The 19,640-nt window shown below is 28.8% G+C and carries 20 protein-coding genes; all 20 read left to right on the top strand.

Annotated elements, in window-relative coordinates:
• The first annotated feature begins 32 nt into the window (after positions 1–32).
• The 20 genes from ftsZ to I2A75_RS06480 all read left to right on the top strand — a co-directional run bounded on the left by ftsZ (position 33) and on the right by I2A75_RS06480 (position 19,625).
• Positions 33–1,154, top strand: a complete 1,122-nt coding sequence (ftsZ, locus tag I2A75_RS06575) for a cell division protein FtsZ (protein WP_195263676.1) — start codon at positions 33–35, stop codon at positions 1,152–1,154.
• A gap of 218 nt (positions 1,155–1,372) precedes the next feature.
• Positions 1,373–2,170: a sigma-E processing peptidase SpoIIGA gene (spoIIGA, locus tag I2A75_RS06570; RefSeq protein ID WP_195263675.1), complete on the top strand. Its 798-nt coding sequence runs from the start codon at positions 1,373–1,375 to the stop codon at positions 2,168–2,170.
• Positions 2,171–2,178: 8 nt separating this feature from the next.
• On the top strand, positions 2,179–2,886 hold the full coding sequence (gene sigE, locus I2A75_RS06565; protein WP_195263674.1) for an RNA polymerase sporulation sigma factor SigE: 708 nt from the start codon (positions 2,179–2,181) through the stop codon (positions 2,884–2,886).
• 81 nt (positions 2,887–2,967) lie between these two features.
• Entirely contained in the window at positions 2,968–3,741 is a 774-nt protein-coding gene (sigG, locus tag I2A75_RS06560) for an RNA polymerase sporulation sigma factor SigG (protein ID WP_195263673.1), read from the top strand.
• A 127-nt stretch (positions 3,742–3,868) separates the two neighbouring features.
• Positions 3,869–4,186, top strand: a complete 318-nt coding sequence (locus I2A75_RS06555; protein ID WP_195263672.1) for a YlmC/YmxH family sporulation protein — start codon at positions 3,869–3,871, stop codon at positions 4,184–4,186.
• Between the two features lie 80 nt (positions 4,187–4,266).
• Entirely contained in the window at positions 4,267–4,722 is a 456-nt protein-coding gene (gene nrdR / locus I2A75_RS06550) for a transcriptional regulator NrdR (protein WP_195263671.1), read from the top strand.
• Positions 4,723–4,883: 161 nt separating this feature from the next.
• Positions 4,884–5,621, top strand: coding sequence for a peptidoglycan editing factor PgeF (pgeF, locus tag I2A75_RS06545; RefSeq protein WP_195263670.1), 738 nt, complete (start codon positions 4,884–4,886; stop codon positions 5,619–5,621).
• Positions 5,622–5,633: 12 nt separating this feature from the next.
• Positions 5,634–6,332, top strand: coding sequence for a response regulator transcription factor (locus I2A75_RS06540; protein ID WP_195263669.1), 699 nt, complete (start codon positions 5,634–5,636; stop codon positions 6,330–6,332).
• Between the two features lie 3 nt (positions 6,333–6,335).
• Positions 6,336–8,042, top strand: coding sequence for an ATP-binding protein (locus tag I2A75_RS06535; protein WP_195263668.1), 1,707 nt, complete (start codon positions 6,336–6,338; stop codon positions 8,040–8,042).
• A 192-nt stretch (positions 8,043–8,234) separates the two neighbouring features.
• Positions 8,235–9,080, top strand: a complete 846-nt coding sequence (locus I2A75_RS06530; RefSeq protein ID WP_195263667.1) for a phosphate ABC transporter substrate-binding protein — start codon at positions 8,235–8,237, stop codon at positions 9,078–9,080.
• A gap of 60 nt (positions 9,081–9,140) precedes the next feature.
• Positions 9,141–10,028 (top strand): phosphate ABC transporter permease subunit PstC, encoded by an 888-nt coding sequence (gene pstC, locus I2A75_RS06525; protein WP_195263666.1) that lies wholly within the window; start codon positions 9,141–9,143, stop codon positions 10,026–10,028.
• A 2-nt stretch (positions 10,029–10,030) separates the two neighbouring features.
• Positions 10,031–10,855: a phosphate ABC transporter permease PstA gene (pstA, locus tag I2A75_RS06520; protein ID WP_195263665.1), complete on the top strand. Its 825-nt coding sequence runs from the start codon at positions 10,031–10,033 to the stop codon at positions 10,853–10,855.
• 43 nt (positions 10,856–10,898) lie between these two features.
• Entirely contained in the window at positions 10,899–11,648 is a 750-nt protein-coding gene (gene pstB / locus I2A75_RS06515; RefSeq protein WP_195263702.1) for a phosphate ABC transporter ATP-binding protein PstB, read from the top strand.
• Positions 11,649–11,671: 23 nt separating this feature from the next.
• Positions 11,672–12,328: a phosphate signaling complex protein PhoU gene (gene phoU, locus I2A75_RS06510; protein WP_195263664.1), complete on the top strand. Its 657-nt coding sequence runs from the start codon at positions 11,672–11,674 to the stop codon at positions 12,326–12,328.
• A 234-nt stretch (positions 12,329–12,562) separates the two neighbouring features.
• Positions 12,563–13,897, top strand: a complete 1,335-nt coding sequence (locus tag I2A75_RS06505; RefSeq protein WP_195263663.1) for a DUF512 domain-containing protein — start codon at positions 12,563–12,565, stop codon at positions 13,895–13,897.
• The gene (gene der, locus I2A75_RS06500) at positions 13,897–15,213 is read left to right on the top strand and encodes a ribosome biogenesis GTPase Der (protein ID WP_195263662.1); all 1,317 of its coding nucleotides are present in this window, start codon (positions 13,897–13,899) and stop codon (positions 15,211–15,213) included. Before I2A75_RS06505 ends, der begins: the two co-directional genes overlap by 1 nt.
• A 2-nt stretch (positions 15,214–15,215) precedes the next feature.
• Positions 15,216–16,211: an NAD(P)H-dependent glycerol-3-phosphate dehydrogenase gene (locus I2A75_RS06495; protein ID WP_195263661.1), complete on the top strand. Its 996-nt coding sequence runs from the start codon at positions 15,216–15,218 to the stop codon at positions 16,209–16,211.
• A 174-nt stretch (positions 16,212–16,385) separates the two neighbouring features.
• Entirely contained in the window at positions 16,386–17,864 is a 1,479-nt protein-coding gene (gene spoIVA / locus I2A75_RS06490) for a stage IV sporulation protein A (protein WP_195263660.1), read from the top strand.
• A gap of 157 nt (positions 17,865–18,021) precedes the next feature.
• Positions 18,022–18,417, top strand: a complete 396-nt coding sequence (locus I2A75_RS06485; protein ID WP_195263659.1) for a PBECR2 nuclease fold domain-containing protein — start codon at positions 18,022–18,024, stop codon at positions 18,415–18,417.
• Between the two features lie 215 nt (positions 18,418–18,632).
• A complete protein-coding gene (locus tag I2A75_RS06480) occupies positions 18,633–19,625 on the top strand; it encodes an asparaginase (protein ID WP_195263658.1) in 993 nt (330 codons plus the stop codon).
• Positions 19,626–19,640 lie beyond the last annotated feature (15 nt).

The following is a 19,640-nucleotide window of genomic DNA, read 5'->3' as shown; positions in this document are numbered from 1 at the left end:
ACTAGTAGATATTTTCTAAAGGAGGAATTATTTTGTTAGATTTCGAAGTAGATATGCAAGAGTTAACCAACATTAAGGTAATTGGTTGCGGAGGCGGTGGAGGAAATGCCGTTAATAGAATGATTGCTGAAGGGCTAAAAAACGTTGAGTTTATTGCCGTTAATACAGATAAACAAGCTTTAATGCTATCTCATGCTAATGTTAAAATCCAAATTGGAGAAAAGTTAACAAAGGGGCTAGGAGCTGGTGCTAATCCTGAAATAGGAAAAAAAGCAGCAGAAGAAAGTAGAGAAGAAATAGCTGAAGCTATAAAGGGAGCAAACATGGTATTTATAACTGCTGGTATGGGCGGTGGAACAGGTACTGGTGCAGCTCCTGTAGTTGCAGAAATAGCTAAGTCTATGAGCATACTAACTGTAGGTGTAGTTACTAAGCCATTTCCTTTTGAAGGTAAAAGAAGAATGAGACATGCGGAAATGGGGATTGAAAACCTTATGAAGGCTGTTGATACTTTAGTTATTATACCAAATGAGAAATTACTAAGTATGGCTGATAAGAAGACAACTTTATTAGACTCATTTAAATTAGCAGATGAGGTATTAAGACAAGGGGTACAAGCTATATCTGACCTTATAACTATTCCAGGGGTAGTTAATGCTGACTTTGCAGACATAGAAACTGTTATGTTAAATAAAGGGCTTGCTCATATGGGAGTCGGTCATGGAACTGGAGATACTAAAGCACAAGATGCTGTAAGACAAGCTATTTCATCTCCATTACTTGAAACATCAATAGATGGAGCAACAGGAGTTATTATTAACTTTACAGGTGGAGTAGACCTTGGAGCTATAGAAGTATATGAAGCAGCTGATATCGTTAGAGAAGCGGCTGATCCAGATGCAAATATAATATTTGGAGCTGTTATAGATGAAACACTGTCTGATGAAATTAGAATAACAGTTATAGCTACAGGATTTGAGGAAGATAACAATAAAATATTACATCATGAACCGGTATTTGAGAAGAAAGTAGTTAAAGAGCAACCAATTAAACAGGAAGTTGAAATATCCGAGCCTACAAAAAGAGTAGATCCTCTTTTAGATATTGAAACTGACAGTGTAAATATACCAAGCTTTTTAAGATCAAGAAAATAGTTAATTAAAAAGACTAAGAAAGTCATACTTTCTTAGTCTTTTTTGTTTTTAATGCGCATTAACAATTATAGTACTTCTTTGTTTTTTTTATTATAATAATCAAATAACTGTAGTTATATGTAATAAATAAGAGATGAAAATATATTTTGCGAAGAGTTTTTATGACAAAATTTTAAAGAGTAACAGTTTATAATTTAAGTACGAGGGGGGAGATGTATATGGTAGTTTACATAGATATACTTATAATAGAAAATTTTATTGTAAATCTATTTTTATTATTAATTACTATGAAGGTGTCTAGGTATAAATATAATAAAACTATTTATTTTGCAGCTGTAATTGGATCGCTTTATACGATAGTATTATTCTTTGAAAATAGTATTTTAACATCTTTACCATTTAAACTTTTAGTAGTCTTAATAATGGTCACAATTTCAAATAAAAGTTTTAAAATACTTAGTATTATAAAAGCTTCAATAACATTTTTAATTATGTCATTTACACTAGCTGGATTTTGTTTTAGTTTTTCGTTGATGGACAACCAGTACAGTATCTTTGATTCTTTTAAAATAAGTAATTATTCTATGAAGTATTTATTAATATCAATAATGATACTATACATAGTTATAGTTAGGGTAGTAGATTACTTAAGGGAAAGAGCTGTAATTAATAATTTTATATATGAAATTGAAATATCTGATGAAAAAAACACATTATTTATTAAAGGATTATTAGATACTGGAAATGCTTTAAGAGAGCCTGTTACTAATTTGCCTTGTATTATAATAGAAAATGATTTTTTAAATGGATTTGAGATACAAAAGGATGAAGAATTTTACATTCCTTATAGCACTATTGGAGAGGAAGGAAATTTAAAGGGGTTCAAAAGTGAAAAAGTAAGAATTCGTGGAGAAGATAAAGAATGGAGAACTATAGAAGCTATAATTTGTAGCTGTAAAAATAAATTAAGTAAGGAAAATGAATTTAACGCATTATTATCAAGAGGAGTAATATAGGTGAGAATATGATGAATTTAAGAGTATTAATAAATAGAATTTTACAAAGACTTAAAATTTTTAAGAATGAAGTCCATTACGTGGGAGGAAATGATGCACTTCCACCACCTTTAAAAAAGGAGGAAGAAGAAGAACTTGTAGAGAAACTTATACATGGTGATGAATCTATAAGGGATATATTAATTGAAAGAAACTTAAGATTAGTAGTATATATAGCAAGAAAATTTGAAAACACAGGAGTATGCGTAGAGGATTTAATTTCTGTAGGAACTATTGGATTAATAAAGGCGGTTAATACTTTTAATCCAGAGAAAAAGATAAAATTAGCTACGTACGCTTCTAGATGTATAGAAAATGAAATTTTAATGTATTTAAGAAGAAATAGTAAAGTAAAAGCAGAAATATCTTTTTATGAGCCATTAAATATTGATTGGGATGGTAATGAACTTTTATTATCAGATATTTTAGGAACTGAAAATGATATTGTTTATAATTTGATTGAAGATGAGGTTGATAGACAGTTATTATTTTTAGCATTAAAGCATTTAAATGATAGGGAAAAAGAAATAGTTAAGCTAAGATTTGGTTTAAATGGTACTAGAGAAAAGACTCAAAAAGAGGTTGCAGATATGCTTGGAATATCTCAATCATATATTTCAAGGTTAGAAAAGAAAATAATAAATCGATTGAAAAAAGAAATCAATAAAATGATATAGGTTGTCTTTAGTATAAAATTAATCACTCTCGGGGATAATTTTTAATGCAGTATGTTATTACTTCCGAAGGGGTTGATGAGCTTGATTATTAATAAAGTAGAAATATGTGGAGTAAATACTTCAAAACTACCTATATTAAAAGAAAAAGAAAAAAGAGAGTTACTTTTAAAAATGAGAGATGGAGATAAGGGTGCTAGAGAAACTTTTATTAAAGGTAATTTAAGATTGGTTTTAAGTGTTATACAAAGATTTAATAATAGAGGTGAAAATGTTGATGACTTATTCCAAGTGGGCTGTATAGGGCTAATGAAGGCAATAGATAATTTTGATTTAGGTCAAAATGTTAAATTTTCAACTTATGCAGTACCAATGATAATAGGGGAAATAAGGAGATATTTAAGAGATAATAACTCAATAAGGGTTAGTAGATCACTAAGAGATATAGCTTATAAAGCTTTATTAGTAAGAGATAAACTAATAAAGGAAAATAACAAAGAACCTACTGTTTCACAAATAGCTAAAGAACTTAATTTACCAAGAGAAGAAGTAGTATTTGCATTAGATGCTATACAAGATCCAGTATCTCTATTTGAGCCTATATATCATGATGGTGGAGACGCCATTTATGTTATGGATCAAATAAGTGACTCAAAAAACAGTGATGAAAATTGGCTTGAAAATATATCTATAAAAGAGGCAATGAAAAAGTTAAATGATAGGGAAAAGCTTATATTAACATTAAGGTTTTTTAATGGAAGAACTCAAATGGAAGTTGCTGACGAAATAGGAATATCTCAAGCTCAAGTTTCAAGATTGGAGAAAACTGCATTAAAGCATATGAGAAAGTATGTATAGAGCTCTTTTAATAGAGCTCTTTTAAAATAATAAAAGATGTACATGCTATTAATTTTGTATTGAATAAATTAAATCTTAAGAACATAAGAATATTTATTATAGGCGATTATTTAAAGGGGGATTTTTTATGGGATTATTTGATAATATTAAAACTGAAAATGAAATGTATTCTGAAGTAGAAGAAGATGATTTATTACTACATTCTTTAAATGCATTAAGAACTATGGAAGTCATAGATATTAAAACAGGATCGAAAATGGGATATATAAAAGATTTTGTTATTAATATAGAAGAAAGTAAGGTTATATCAATAATATTACCAGGAACCGCGAAGGGCTGGTTTAGTAAGGAAGAAGATTTAGAAATACCATGGAGTAAGGTTAAAAAAGCAGGAGTAGAAGTTATATTAGTTGATAGTTCTGATATAGAAGGATTTAATTTATAAAATAATATCTAGTAAAATTCTAAAAAAATCTGTATAATCTATATATACTTAAGACAATACTTAGGAAAGGCGTGAATAAAATGAGATGTCCTTTTTGCTCCTTTGAAGAGAGTAAGGTAGTAGATTCTAGATCTACAGATGATAATACTACTATTAGAAGAAGAAGAGAATGTTTGAACTGCAATAAAAGATATACTACATATGAAAAGGTTGAAGATATTCCGATATTAGTTGTTAAGAGAGATTTGACAAGAGAAAATTTTAATAAAGAAAAGATAATTAATGGTCTAATTATAGCTTGTCAAAAAAGACCAATATCAAGAAAACAAATAGAAGAGTTAGCAGAAGACGTTGAAAAGGCTATTTCAAATAAAATGATAACAGAAGTTAATTCTAAAATCATTGGAGAAATGGTAATGGAGAGGCTTAAAAATTTAGATGAAATATCATATGTTAGATTTGCTTCTGTTTATAGACAATTTAAAGATATAAATACTTTTTTAGAAGAAATTAAAAATTTGGTATCTAATGAATAAAAAGTTAACTTAAAGTAGAAATTTTCTATTTTAAGTTAACTTTTTTTATGTAAAAAACAAGGTTAAAAGTAAGTTAAAACATGATTAATAAAGTAAAAAAAAATAGAAAACATACTTAATAAATGGTAAAATGTATTAAAACAAATTAAAGAGGTGACTACATGATAAACTTATCTGTAAGGGATTTTAAGTTAAAAAAAGATTTTTTAGTTTATGATTTAGGAAAAATAGAGCTAGTTTTTTCAACAGCAGAAAAAGATAGAAGTTTTAATAGACATACAGAGGATGGAGTTAATAATTTAAAAAGTATAATAAAAGATTTTGATTTAAGTGACATTGTTTATTTAAATCAAATCCATAGTGATAAAATTTATACTTATGACAAAAATTATATAAATATAAAAGATGAAGAAGGAGATGCTTTAATTACAAAAGAGAAAAATATAGCAATAGGGGTGTTTACAGCAGATTGTGTGCCAATAATAATAGTGAATGAAAAAAGTAATATAGTAGCAACTATTCATAGTGGGTGGAAGGGAACATTTAACTCAATAGCTTTGAAGACTTTATTAAGAATGAAGGATGAGTTTAATATAGATATAAATGAAACAAAGGTTTTTATAGGACCACATATAAGAAAGTGTTGTTATGAAATCTCTGAAGAATTGAAAGAAAAATTTATAGAAAAGACCATGATAGAAGAAGATAAATTATTTGATGGAAAAAATTTAAGTATGCAAGAATGTATCTTAAAAGATTTAAGAGAATTTGGGATAAATGAAAATAATATATATTCACTAAATTTATGTACACATTGTGAGAAGAATATAAAGTTATATTCATATAGAAAATCAGTTGGTACTTACGGAAGACTATTTTCATTTGCATTTATAAAATAGGGAGGAATATTAATGGCAGAAGAAAAAATACTAGTAGTTGATGATGAGGACCATATAGTAGAACTCATAAGCTATAATTTAATGAATTCAGGTTATAAAGTTTTAACTGCTAATAATGGAATAGATGCTGTTAAACTAGCAAAAGAAGAAAATCCAAAGCTTATACTATTAGATTTAATGATTCCTGGATTAGATGGATATGATGTCTGTAAAGCTATAAGAAGTGATAATGATACTAAAGATATATCGGTTATAATGTTAACAGCAAAAGGAGAAGAGTTAGATAAAATATTAGGGCTTGAGCTTGGCGCCGATGATTATATGACAAAACCTTTTTCAATAAGAGAATTACTAGCAAGAATAAAAGCAGTTTTAAGAAGAACCAAGTCATTAGGGGGAAGCGAGGAGATATTTAAGACAAAGGGAATTCTAATAAACTTTGATAGAAGAGAAGTAATTATATCTGATAAAAAAATAGATTTAACACTAAAGGAATTCGAGCTGTTAGAAATATTAATTAAAAATAAAGGGAAAATATTAACTAGAGAAACTCTTCTAGATAAAATATGGGGATATGAGTATGTTGGTGAAACGAGAACTGTAGATGTTCATATTAGATATTTAAGAAAAAAGATAGAAGTAGATGATAAAAATCCAAAGTTTATAGAAACTATAAGAGGAGTAGGATACAGATTTAATCCTAATAACTAAATTATGAAGAAGAGAATATTAGCATCATCATTAATAACTGTAATTTTTGCATTACTAATTGTAACATGTTCTTTTATAGCATTAGTAAATATTAAAGAAATAGATAAAACTAAAGAAATTTTATCTGTTTATAATAATTTAGTAATAAAATCAAATAGCTTTAAAGATGGCAATTTAGATGAGTTTAAAATAAATAATACAAAGGTAAGATTTACTTTTGTGGATAAGTATGGAAATGTATTGAAAGATACTGATGGGGAAAATCTTGAAAATCATTTAAATAGAGATGAAATAGTTGAAGCTTTAGAAGGAGGAGAAGCTTCATCTACTAGATATAGTAATACTGAAGCTACAAATGTTATTTACTATGCAACTAAAATAGATGAAAATATATTAGTAAGATCATCTGTACCTTTATATACAATAAAAGTATTTTCTGAAAGTTATATTATATATTATTTTATAGTTATAGTATTTGTAATTTTATTATCATTAGGGCTTTCTTTAAAACTGATTAGAGCTATAATTTATCCTGTTAAGGAATTAGAAATTGCTACTAATAAAATTGCAAATGGTGATTATAGTAGAAGAGTTAGTATATATACAAATGATGAAATTGGATCATTAGCAAGCACTTTTAATAATATGGCAGATCAGTTGCAATCTAGAATTAGTGATTCACTAGATAAACAAAATAAGTTGGAAGCTATATTGGAAAGTATGGAGAGTGGAGTAATTGCAGTAGATAATAAGCAAAAGGTAATGCTTATTAATCCATATGCTAAAAATTTGTTTGGCATACAAAAGGATATTATAGGAGAAAATATTTCAGAGTATATAATTGATTATGATATATTAAGCTTTATGAAGAATATTCCAGCAATAGGAACAAAAGAAATAAAAATTATTCATCCAATATTAAGAGAACTTAGAATTAAGAAAGCTCCTATAATAAATGATAAGAAAATTCCAATAGGTGTAGTAATAACTGTTTTAGATATAACAGATATAAAAAGGCTTGAAAATATAAGAAGTCAGTTTGTTGCAAATGTATCTCATGAATTAAAAACGCCGTTAACATCCATAAAAGGTTTTGCTGAAACACTTAAATTTGTGGAGGATTCACCTACTAGAAATAAATTTTTGGATATAATTGATAAAGAAGCAGAAAGATTAACCAATTTAATAAATGATATATTAATTCTTTCTAATATTGAAAATAATCATAAAATGAAAGATGAAAAGTTTAATCCATCAAAGGTAATAGAAGATGTTATAAATATGGTTACTCCTCAGATGAATAGTAAACAAATTGAAATAGATTTTTCGAATAATTGTACAAATGAATTGATTGGAGATAGAGATAAATTCTTTCAAATGATATTGAATTTAGTAGAAAATGCTATAAAATACTCAAATGATAAAACTTTAATAAGTATTAAGACTTATGAGGTTAATGATTACACCTATATAGAAGTAGAAGATAATGGAATTGGCATCCCTAAAGAGGATTTACCAAGAATATTTGAAAGATTTTATAGGGTTGATAAATCAAGAGCTAAGGGTGGAACTGGTTTAGGATTAGCCATAGTAAAGCATATAGCTAAAATGTTTAATGGAGAAATTTTTGTTAAATCAACTTTAAATAAAGGAACTAAATTTACAATAAAATTAAGAAAAAATATAAATATAAATGATTTTACATATTAAAAAGAAAAGGCTGTATTGCCTTTTCTTTTTTTGTATTTAAATCTGAAGTAGTGTTAATTTTTCTTAACAAGATCATAACTTTTCTTAACTTTGAACTAATATTTACTTAACTTTTAGGGATTAATATAAGTATGTAGAGAAAATTAATAAATATAAAAGATTAAATTAAATTATTAATTGGAGGAGAAATTTATGAAAAGAAAGAGCTTAAAACTTATATGTACAGTTTTATTAGTTACAATAATAGGAGGAGCTTTTGTAGGTTGCGGTAATGGCGAAGAAAATGGTGAAGGTGCTGGAAAGTCAGTAACAATATCAATTTCAGGGTCGACATCAGTTGGACCGTTAATGGAAAAAATTGCAGAAAAGTATGAGGGTGACAATGGTAATGTATCAATTGAAATAAATCAAGTAGGATCTTCAGCAGGAATAAAAGATACTATAAATGGAATATCTGAAATAGGTATGTCTTCAAGAGAACTAAAGAGTGAAGAAGAAAAAGAAGTTAAGTCAACGGTTATAGCTTATGATGGTATAGCAATAATAACTAATAAAAATAATCCAATTAAAAATATTACATTAGATCAAATAAAAGAAATATTCACAGGAAAAATAACTAACTGGAGTGAAATTGAAGGTGGAAAAAATGCACCTATAGTTGTATCTTCAAGAGAAGAGGGGTCAGGAACAAGAGACGCATTCCAAGAAATAGTTGGATATAAATCAGAAGAATTAAAAGCTGATGCAATGATTTCTAATGGAAATGGGGGATTAAAAGAAATAGTTGTAGGAAATGAAAATGCAATTGGATTTGTATCTTTTGAATACTTAGATGACAAAGTAAATATTGTAAATGTTGAAAATGTTGAGCCAAAAGCTGACTTAGTAAAATCAGGAGAATATAAGATTTCAAGACCATTCTTATTAGCAACTAAGGAAGGAAACTTAAGTGAAAATGGTCAAAAACTAATTGATTTTATTTTAAGTGATGAAGGTCAAATAATAGTTAAAGAAAATAAATTAATTCCAGTTAAATAACTTTGAGTTATTAAGAATGCTCATTATCGAGCATTCTTACTTTCATAGGAGAGGATAAGCATGTTAAATGTAAAAAAAAACAACAATAGTAAATACTTAATAGAAAATATATCAAAAGGAGTATTTTTAGCAAGTGCTCTAATTGCAGTAATAAGTTTATTGTTAATTATATGTTTTGTATTTTATAAGGGATTAACGCCTTTTGTAAGTAAAGGATATTCTTTTAAAGATTTTTTATTTGGAACAAGGTGGATTCCTAGTTCTGACCAATTTGGAATTTTACCAATGGTACTAGCATCTATTTTTGGAACTTTAGGATCTTTAATAATAGGAGTACCAATTGGAATACTGACAGCTATTTTTATAGCAGAAATTGCGCCTAAAAAAGTTGGTAAAATAATATCTGGAGCCGTTGAACTTTTAGCAGGAATTCCATCAGTTTTATATGGGGTATTTGGCTTAGCGGTAATAGTACCATGGATTATGGACACATTCAGTTTACCAAAAGGGCAAAGTCTTTTAGCGATTATAATAGTTTTAGCAATTATGATGCTGCCAACAATAGTAACAGTTTCAGAAACTGCAATTAGAGCAGTTCCTAAATCATATAAAGAAGGATCTTTAGCTCTTGGAGCTTCACATATAGAAACAACTTTTAAGGTTGTTGTACCAGCTGCAAAATCAGGTATTTTAGCCGCTGTTGTTCTTGGTATAGGTAGGGCCATTGGAGAAACTATGGCAATAATATTAGTAGCAGGGAACTCAGCTATAATTCCAAGTTCATTAATGGATTCTGTAAGACCTTTAACTACGAATATTGCATTAGAAATGGGTTATGCATTCGGAACACATCAAGAAATGTTGTTTGCAACAGGAGTAATATTGTTCTTATTTATATTATTGTTAAACTTAGTATTAAGTAAACTTTCTAATAAGGAAGGTAATTAGATATGAGAAAATTTAAAGAAAATTTACTAAAAGCATTAGTATGGATTTCTGCCGGACTCACAGTTGGAGTATTAATATTTATATTAGGATTTATATTTTTAAAAGGTTATAAAGATATAAATATAAGTTTTTTAACTAAAAATTATTCCGCATCAGGTAATGGTGGGATTTTACCTATGATAGTGGCTACCTTATATACGGTTTTTATATCAATAATAGTAGCAACGCCAATAGGAATATTAGCTGCTATTTATTTAACAGAATATGCAAAGCAAGGTAAATTAGTGAAAATTATAAGATTTGCAACAGAAAGTTTATCTGGAATACCATCAATAGTATATGGATTATTTGGGTCAATATTTTTTGTTGTAACATTAAAACTTGGATATTCATTATTGGCAGGATCACTAACAGTGGCAATAATTATATTGCCAGTAATAATGAGAACCACAGAAGAAGCTTTAAAATCAGTTCCAGCATCATATAAGGAAGCATCATTGGGACTAGGAGCAACAAGATTCCAAACTCTTTATAAGGTTATAGTGCCTAGTGCTATTCCAGGTATTTTGGTTGGGGTAATACTATCAGTAGGGCGTGTAGTCGGAGAATCGGCAGCAATACTTCTAACTGCAGGTACTGTTGCTAAAATGCCTAAAGGGATAATGTCTAGTGCAAGAACACTAACAGTTCAATCCTATTTAGTGACCCAGGAATCTGGAGATATAGAACAAGCAGCAGCTGTTGGTATAGTATTAATAGCAATAATATTGATTTTAAATATTTTAGCAAAGTTAATAACGAAGAAATTTAGTAAAGCAAATTACTAATTAAGAATAAAAGCTAAGAGGTGTAAGTATGTCAAAGGAATTAATGCCTAAAATTAGAGTAAGAAATTTGAATTTATATTATGGGGATAATCAAGCATTAAAAAACATAAACATAGATTTGGAAGAAAATAAAGTAACAGCATTTATAGGACCTTCAGGATGTGGTAAATCAACATTTTTAAGAACCTTAAATAGAATGAATGATTTAATAGATAATGTTAAAATTGATGGTGAAATACTAGTTGATGGAGAAAATATTTATAAAAGTAAAGATGTTATAGCATTAAGAACAAAGGTAGGAATGGTTTTTCAAAAGCCAAATCCTTTTCCAATGTCAATTTATGATAATATAGCATATGGGCCTAGATTACATGGGATAAGCGATAAAAAAGCTTTAGATGAAATAGTTGAGAAAAGTTTAAAAGGTGCAGCACTTTGGGATGAAGTAAAGGATAGACTCAAAAAAAGTGCTTTAGGTTTATCAGGAGGACAGCAACAAAGGCTTTGTATAGCTAGAACTATAGCAGTTTCACCAGAAGTTATATTAATGGATGAGCCAACTTCTGCACTTGATCCTATTTCAACTAATAAAATGGAAGAATTGATGGAAGAGTTAAAAAAGAAATACACAGTTATAATAGTAACTCATAACATGCAACAAGCAGGAAGAATTGCTGATAAAACTGCATTTTTCTTAAATGGTGAGGTAATAGAATATGCTGATACGGAAGATATATTCTATAAGCCTAAGGATAAAAGGACAGAGGATTATATTACAGGAAGATTCGGCTAAAAATATATAAGAGGTGATTTGAAATGATGAGAGAAGTAATGAGCAACAAGATAAAATTGTTAAACTCAGAACTTATAGAAATGGCTAGCTTGGTAGAAAAACAAATATATGACGGTATGACTGCGCTTAAAAATCAAGATTTAGATTTAGCAAAGAAAGTTATGAAAAATGATGATAAGGTGGATAATCTTCAAAGAGAGATAGAAGAAAAGTGTGTAAAGTTTATGGCTACTGAATCACCAGTTGCAAGAGATTTAAGAAGTATATATACTACATCTAAAATTGTAACTGACCTTGAGCGAATGGCTGATTATGCAGTAGATATTTGCAAGATAGTTCCAAGAGTTAAAGGGGTAAATTTTTCGAATGAAATAGCACCAATTTGGCAAATAGTAGATATAATTATAAGCATGATAAAACTTGCAATTGAAGCCTATGTAAATGGAGATGAAAAAGCTGCATATGAAATTTGCGATATGGATGATAGAGTAGATGAAATTTATCAAGGCATGTTTGAGATTGTATTAAAGAAAATGGGGAAAGATGAATCCATGATAAATCAAGGAACACAAATATTATTTGCATCTAAGTATTTAGAGAGAGTTGGTGACCATGTCACTAATATATGTGAGTGGATAATATTCTCTAAGAATGGTAATTATGTTGATTTAAATGAATAGATAAAGAAAAACATCCCCTATAATGGGGATGTTTTCTGTTGACTAGAATTTATTATTAATGTAATATAACATCAAGTGATTATTATACTTAGGTGGGGTATGCTTATAATTAAATAAGCTCTCTATCACAAAAAATAAACTAAGTATTTATGGATATTTAAGTTGATTAAAAAAAGATAATGTTAATTTAGATAAACTATAAGACAATATGTTTAAGATATTGAGGTGAAAAAAATGAAAAATCTAATAAAAAAAGTAGACCTTGGAAGTATCGCGGAAGAGGTTGGAATAGAAGTTAATGACGTATTACTATCAATTAATGGCACACCTATAGATGATATTATAGATTATAAATTTTTAGCTGTAGATGAAGAAGTACTACTAGAAATTGAAAAACCTAATGGTGAAGTTTGGGAATATGAAATTGAAAAGGAATATGGAGAAAATTTAGGTCTTGAATTTGAAGGCGGAATAATGGATAAGGCAAAGAGCTGTTCTAATAAGTGTATGTTTTGTTTTATAGATCAACTTCCTAAAGGAATGAGAAATTCTTTATATTTTAAAGATGACGATTCAAGATTATCATTTTTACAAGGTAATTTTGTAACTTTAACAAATATGAAAGATGAAGACATAGATAGGATAATAAGATATAAAATAAGTCCTATAAATATTTCAGTACATACAACAAATCCAGAGCTTAGAGTAAAGATGTTGAAAAATAGATTTGCAGGAGCTATAATGGATAGACTTAAAAAGCTTAGAGATGCAGAAATTGAAATGCATGCACAAATAGTTTGTATTCCTAATGTAAATAATGGAGAAGAATTAAGAAAAACTGTTCTTGATTTATATGAATTACATCCATATGTGAAAAATGTAGCTGTTGTACCAATAGGAATTACTAAGTTTAGAGAAAACCTACCTTATGTTGATACATTTACAAAAGAAACATCAAAAAAAGAAATAATGATGATACAAGATCTACAAAAGAGGTTTATTGAAGAAACAGGAGCACCATTTGTTAGATTATCAGATGAATTTTATATAGTATCTGGATTAGATGTTCCAAACGAAGAATTTTATTCAGAATATGACCAACTAGAAGATGGGGTTGGAATGATTAGATATTATAGGGAAGTAGTGCAAAGATCAATAGAATTTCTAGATAAAAAGTCAAAAGGAAGTTTTTCAATGGTAACTGGAGAATTAGCTTATGATGAAATAAAAAGGTCTGCAGATCTTATTATGAAGCATAATTCAAACATTGAAATAGATGTATATAAGGTTATTAATAACTTCTTTGGAAATACTATAACTGTAGCAGGACTTTTAACTGGAACTGATATAATAGATCAATTAAAAGGAAAGATAAAAACAGATTATTTAATTATGCCAAGTAATATGTTTAGAAAAGGATATGAACTTGCACCTGCAGATATGGTTATGTTAGATGATTTAAGAATTGATGATGTAGAAAAAGCGTTAGGCGTTAAGGTGATAGTTTGTGATTATACAGGAGATGACCTTATTGATATAATAAATGCAAATTGTAAGGAGGAAAAATAATGGCTAAACCAATAGTAGCAATAGTTGGAAGACCAAATGTAGGTAAATCTACCCTATTTAATAAATTAGCTGGACAAAGAATATCTATAGTTCAAGATACACCGGGGGTAACTAGAGATAGAGTATATGCTCAAGCAGAATGGCTTAACTATAATTTTACAATGATAGATACTGGTGGTATAGAACCAGAAAGAGAAGATATAATAGTAAAACAAATGAGAAGGCAAGCAAATATAGCTATAGAAACTGCTGATGTCATAATATTTGTTGTGGATGGTAAGGAAGGGTTAACTCCTGCTGATCATGAAGTAGCAAATATGCTTAGAAAAAGTAAAAAAGAAGTAGTTTTAGTAGTTAATAAAGTAGACTCTTTAAAAGAGGAAGAGAACGCATGGGAATTCTATAACTTGGGAATTGGAGACCCAGTAACTATTTCAGCTTCTCAAGCATTAGGGCTTGGAGATATGCTAGATAGAGTTGTAGAAAACTTTGATAAATTTATCGAAGAAGATGAAGAAGATGAATTTATAAGAATAGCTATGATAGGAAAACCTAATGTAGGAAAATCATCTTTAATAAATAGATTATTAGGAGAAGAAAGATTGATAGTTTCTGATATCCCAGGAACAACAAGAGATTCTATAGATAGTGCTTTAGAAACTGAGCAAGGGAAGTTTGTTTTAGTTGATACAGCTGGTCTTAGAAGAAAAAGTAAGGTTAAAGAGGAAATAGAAAGATATTCAGTGATTAGAACATATACAGCTATTGAAAGAGCTGATGTATGTATATTAATGATAGATGCTACTGAAGGTGTTACTGAACAAGATGAAAAAATAATAGGTTATGCTCATGAAATGAATAAAGCTATTATGGTTATAGTAAATAAGTGGGATTTAATTGAAAAAGATGATAAAACAATGCAAAGATATAAAGAAGAACTACAAATGAATCTTAAGTTTCTAAAGTATGCAAAGTACTTATTTATATCTGCTAAGACAGGACAAAGAACACATAAGGTTTTAGAAACTGCAAAGGAATGTTATGATAACTATTCAAAGAGAATCCCTACAGGAATATTAAATGAAGTTATAAATAAAGCGGTTCTTATGAAAGAACCTCCGATAGTAGGACTTAAGAGAATGAAAATATATTATGCAACTCAAGTAGCATCAAAACCACCAAAGTTCATATTCTTTGTTAATGATTCAAGTGCATCTCATTTTTCATATGAAAGATATCTTGAAAATCAATTAAGAGAAAGCTTTGATTTTAGTGGAACAGGTATTCAAATAGAATATAGAGAAAGGAAGGAATAAGCATGAGCAAGGTGACTTTTTTAGGCGGAGGTAGTTTTGGTACTGCTTTAGGAATATTGTTAGCTAAAAAGGAAAATAATGTTAGCATATACGATAGAAATAAAAATGTTGTTGACGATATAAATATAAATAGAAAAAATAATAGATATATTAAAGATCTACATATACCTGAAAATGTCACTGCTTATACGAATCTAGATGAGGCTATAGAAGGAGCAAATTATATAGTATTATCAGTTCCATCTCATGTAATAAGAACAATTGCAAGATCATTAAAAGGTAAAATAAATGATGATGTAATTATAGTAAGTATAGCAAAGGGAATTGAAGAAGGAAGTAATTTAAGATTATCGCAAGTTATTAAAGATGAATTGCCAAATAATGAAGTTGTGATATTATCTGGACCTAGTCATGCTGAGGAAGTTGCTTTCGATATTCCAACAACTGTAGTTGTTTCTTCTGAAAATATAGAGGCTGCTAAAAAAGTTCAGGATTTATTTATTAATAAAAACTTTAGAGTATATACTAATGAAGATTTAGTAGGTGTTGAAATAGGTGGTGCAGTTAAGAATATTATTGCATTAGCAGCAGGAGTTTGTGATGGTATTGGATATGGAGATAACTCAAAGGCAGCTCTTATGACGAGGGGAATGGCCGAAATAGTTAGAGTTGGAATGAAGCTTGGAGGAAAGTCTGAGACTTTCCTTGGGCTAACAGGAATGGGTGATCTTATAGTAACTTGTACCAGTCTTCATTCTAGAAATAGGAAGGCAGGATATTTAATAGGTAAAGGAAAGACAACTGAGGAAGCTATTAAAGAAGTCGGAATGGTTGTTGAAGGTATTAAAGCATGTAAGGCTTTTTATGAAGTTAAAGAAAATTTAAATGTAGAAATGCCTATAACAGATATCTTATATAAGATTTTATTTGAAAATAAAAATCCTAAGGAAGCCGTTATAGATTTGATGGAAAGAAAAAGAAAAAGTGAAATATACTAATGAGAAAGGAGAAGTAAAGTTTACTTCTCCTTTTTCATTAGTAATAAATTATAACTAGAGACAATATATTATTATATATGTAATTGAGAAAAAATTAAAATTTAAAAAAAGTTGTATACTTTTTTCCACTCTCGAATATATATATAGTGTTAAAAATAAATAGGAGGTTACACCGTGGACAGCTTTAATATATACAAGGATATAGCTGAAAGAACACAAGGGGACATATATGTAGGTGTTGTTGGTCCAGTTAGAACAGGTAAGTCAACATTTATAAAAAAGTTTATGGACCTTATGGTAATACCAAAGATTGATAATAATTATAAGAAGGAAAGAGCAAAGGATGAACTACCTCAAAGTGGATCAGGAAAAGGCATTCACACCACAGAGCCTAAATTTATTCCAAATGAGGCTGTAGAAATTACTATTGATGAAGACATAAAATTTAAGGTTAGAATGGTTGATTGTGTTGGTTATATAGTAAAGGGTGCAGTAGGATATATGGATGGCGACCAAGCTAAAATGGTAAATACTCCATGGTATGAATACGAGATACCTTTTGAAGATGCAGCAGAAATAGGAACTAGAAAAGTAATAACAGATCATTCTACAATAGGCCTTGTAGTAACAACAGATGGAAGTATTACAGGGATAGAAAGAGATGAGTACTTAGAAGCGGAAGAAAGAGTAATAGAAGAATTAAAGGCAATAAATAAGCCTTTTATAGTTGTACTTAATACGAAATATGTCAATGCTCCAGAAACAAGAGCAATGAAGAAAGAATTAGAAGAAAAATATGATGTTACAGTTCAAGTTATGGATGTAGCTAATATGAATGAAAATGATGTAGAGGATGTATTTAAACATGTACTTAAAGAATTCCCAGTTAAAGAAATCAATATTGAAATGCCTAGCTGGGTTGAGAAGTTAGAACCAGAGCATTGGTTAAAAAAGAATTTCTTTGGTATAATTAAAGGAATGTGTGAAAACATAAGTAGAGTTAGAGATATAAAATCTACATTGAATCTATTAAAAGAGGAAGAAAACCTAGCTCCAACAGAAATGAGTTCAGTTAATTTAGGTGAAGGTAAGGCAACAATTACTATGAAGCCTAAAGATGGAATATTCTATAACATATTAAGTGAAATTTGTGATTTAGATGTTAAGTCTGAAAGCGATTTATTATCATTAATAAAAGAACTTAACTTTGCTAAAAAAGAATATGATAAAGTGAAAGATGCATTAATTGATGTACGTGAAACTGGTTATGGTTTAGTTGCACCTCAATTATCAGAGATGAAATTTGAAGAACCTGAAATGGTTAAGCAAGGAACCAAGTTTGGTGTCAAATTAAAAGCATCAGCACCATCATTGCATTTTATTAAAGCTAATATAAAAACTGAGATAAGTCCTATAATGGGTTCAGAAAAAGAAAGCGAAGAGCTTGTAAAGTCTTTAATGGAACAATTTGAAAAAGATCCAGCTTCATTATGGCAAAGTAATATGTTTGGTAAACCGCTAGAAGTATTAATTAAAGAAGGATTACAAAATAAACTATATAAAATGCCTGATGATGTTCAAGTAAAGATTCAAAAAACTCTTCAAAAGATTATAAATGAAGGTAGTGGCGGATTAATCTGCATAATATTATAAGGGAGGAAGACTAGTCTTTTTTTTAGGCTAGTCTTTTTCTTTTTTTATACAAATTTCTAATATCAGTAAATTTATACAATGTTAATGAATAATATATTATATAAGAGATGTTTTACAAATTAAGCTCATATACACTATACAGAATTGAGGGATAGATATGGAAGACAGATTTAGTACCTATAAGAGAGTAGGGTATTTTAAAGAAAGAATGGCAGAAAACTTAGGGGTAAAATTTACAGGTACCATCTATGCATCCCCAGGGGTAATAAAGCATATTAAAAAAAGACATGGAAAACATTTGAGTAAAAAGATAGCTGGGAATTTAATAGAATGTATGAAAGATATAATTGAAGAACCAGACTATATAGGAGTATATAAGCTAACTGAAAATGGAACTCATATTGAATTGATTAAAAAGGTAGATTCTAATATACTAATAGGTATAGATATAGATAACGAGAGAGATTATATATATGTTTCTACTATGTATCCTATAACAGAAGGGAAGATAAATAATAAATTATATAGTGGAAAATTAATAAGATGGAGATAAAAATAAAAGTTGAAACATTTTAATATAAAAGCTATAATATGTATATTGGCTTAGAATAAAGAGATTATTGAGGTGAGAAATGGCTCCTCATGCGCTGGATTTTCAGTAATAAGAGATGTAGGATACGCCGACCTACCAATAATCAACTTTTACAATTTTTAAACTTTTGGGTACACCAAGAGTTTTTATTTTATAATTAACTTTAGGAGGAAACTATGAAAAAGGTAGCAGTAGTTTTTAATGGTGGAACAATTTCAATGAAGGTTGATGAAAGAATTAAAGCAGCTGTTCCAAGCTTGACTGGGGAAGAAATAATGTCAATGGTAACTGGAATAGAGGAGTTTGCAGAGGTAGAATCTCATAGCTTTTCTAGCAAGCCTTCTCCACATATGACTATACAAAATATGTTAGAGCTTAGTAAATTTATAAAAGAATTAATAGATAGAGATGATATAGATGGTGTAGTGTTAACTCATGGGACTGACACTTTGGAAGAAACAGCATATTTTTTAGATTTAACTATAGATACTGAAAAGGTCATAGTAGTTACTGGAGCAATGAGAAGTAGTTCAGAGCTTGGTTATGATGGTCCTTTTAATTTAGCGACTTCTATTTGTACAGCAATTTCAGAGGATGCTAAAGGTAGAGGTGTGTTAGTTTGTTTTAATGGAGAACTGAATTCAGCAGCTGAAGTTACAAAAGTAAATTCTATGGCACTTAATGCTTTTAAGACTCCTAACTTTGGTCCGATAGGTATAGTAGATAATAATAAAGTTTTATTTTATAGAAATACAAAAAAACATAGGGTATATCATGTAGAAAATATAATTGATGAAGTTGCTTTAATAAAATGTGTTGCAGGAATGGGTGCGGATTATATAGATTATTTTATAGATAAAGGATATAAAGGAATAGTAATTGAAGCATTAGGAAGAGGGAATGTTCCACCTACTATGGTTGATGGTATAAAAAGAGCTTTAAATAAGAATATACCTGTGGTTGTTGTATCAAGATGTTTTGAAGGAAGAGTTTATGAATCATATGGATATGATGGAGGCGGAAAGATGCTTAAGGATTTAGGGGTATTTTTTGAAGAAAGTATGCCAGGACAAAAGGCAAGAATTAAGCTTATAGTAGCTCTTTCAAGTAAAAAAGCAATTGATATTAGAGAATCATTCAAAAATAATACGAATTTTAACGGAAATTAAAATAAAATCATGCGT

The sequence above is a fragment of the Clostridium sp. 1001275B_160808_H3 genome (assembly GCF_015550425.1).
In the GTDB taxonomy this organism is placed as follows: Bacteria; Bacillota; Clostridia; order Clostridiales; family Clostridiaceae; genus Clostridium.
Note: the sequence above shows the minus strand (reverse complement) of the source record. Positions and strands in the feature narration are given on the sequence as shown.

What these genes read in the sequence shown, in the direction of transcription:
- spoIIGA (WP_195263675.1), top strand. Translation starts at nt 1,373, where the DNA reads ATGGTAGTTTACATAGATATACTTATAATAGAAAATTTTATTGTAAAT.
- sigE (WP_195263674.1), top strand. Translation starts at nt 2,179, where the DNA reads ATGATGAATTTAAGAGTATTAATAAATAGAATTTTACAAAGACTTAAA.
- I2A75_RS06555 (WP_195263672.1), top strand. Translation starts at nt 3,869, where the DNA reads ATGGGATTATTTGATAATATTAAAACTGAAAATGAAATGTATTCTGAA.
- nrdR (WP_195263671.1), top strand. Translation starts at nt 4,267, where the DNA reads ATGAGATGTCCTTTTTGCTCCTTTGAAGAGAGTAAGGTAGTAGATTCT.
- pgeF (WP_195263670.1), top strand. Translation starts at nt 4,884, where the DNA reads ATGATAAACTTATCTGTAAGGGATTTTAAGTTAAAAAAAGATTTTTTA.
- I2A75_RS06540 (WP_195263669.1), top strand. Translation starts at nt 5,634, where the DNA reads ATGGCAGAAGAAAAAATACTAGTAGTTGATGATGAGGACCATATAGTA.
- I2A75_RS06535 (WP_195263668.1), top strand. Translation starts at nt 6,336, where the DNA reads ATGAAGAAGAGAATATTAGCATCATCATTAATAACTGTAATTTTTGCA.
- I2A75_RS06530 (WP_195263667.1), top strand. Translation starts at nt 8,235, where the DNA reads ATGAAAAGAAAGAGCTTAAAACTTATATGTACAGTTTTATTAGTTACA.
- pstC (WP_195263666.1), top strand. Translation starts at nt 9,141, where the DNA reads ATGTTAAATGTAAAAAAAAACAACAATAGTAAATACTTAATAGAAAAT.
- pstA (WP_195263665.1), top strand. Translation starts at nt 10,031, where the DNA reads ATGAGAAAATTTAAAGAAAATTTACTAAAAGCATTAGTATGGATTTCT.
- pstB (WP_195263702.1), top strand. Translation starts at nt 10,899, where the DNA reads ATGCCTAAAATTAGAGTAAGAAATTTGAATTTATATTATGGGGATAAT.
- phoU (WP_195263664.1), top strand. Translation starts at nt 11,672, where the DNA reads ATGATGAGAGAAGTAATGAGCAACAAGATAAAATTGTTAAACTCAGAA.
- I2A75_RS06505 (WP_195263663.1), top strand. Translation starts at nt 12,563, where the DNA reads ATGAAAAATCTAATAAAAAAAGTAGACCTTGGAAGTATCGCGGAAGAG.
- der (WP_195263662.1), top strand. Translation starts at nt 13,897, where the DNA reads ATGGCTAAACCAATAGTAGCAATAGTTGGAAGACCAAATGTAGGTAAA.
- I2A75_RS06495 (WP_195263661.1), top strand. Translation starts at nt 15,216, where the DNA reads ATGAGCAAGGTGACTTTTTTAGGCGGAGGTAGTTTTGGTACTGCTTTA.
- I2A75_RS06485 (WP_195263659.1), top strand. Translation starts at nt 18,022, where the DNA reads ATGGAAGACAGATTTAGTACCTATAAGAGAGTAGGGTATTTTAAAGAA.
- I2A75_RS06480 (WP_195263658.1), top strand. Translation starts at nt 18,633, where the DNA reads ATGAAAAAGGTAGCAGTAGTTTTTAATGGTGGAACAATTTCAATGAAG.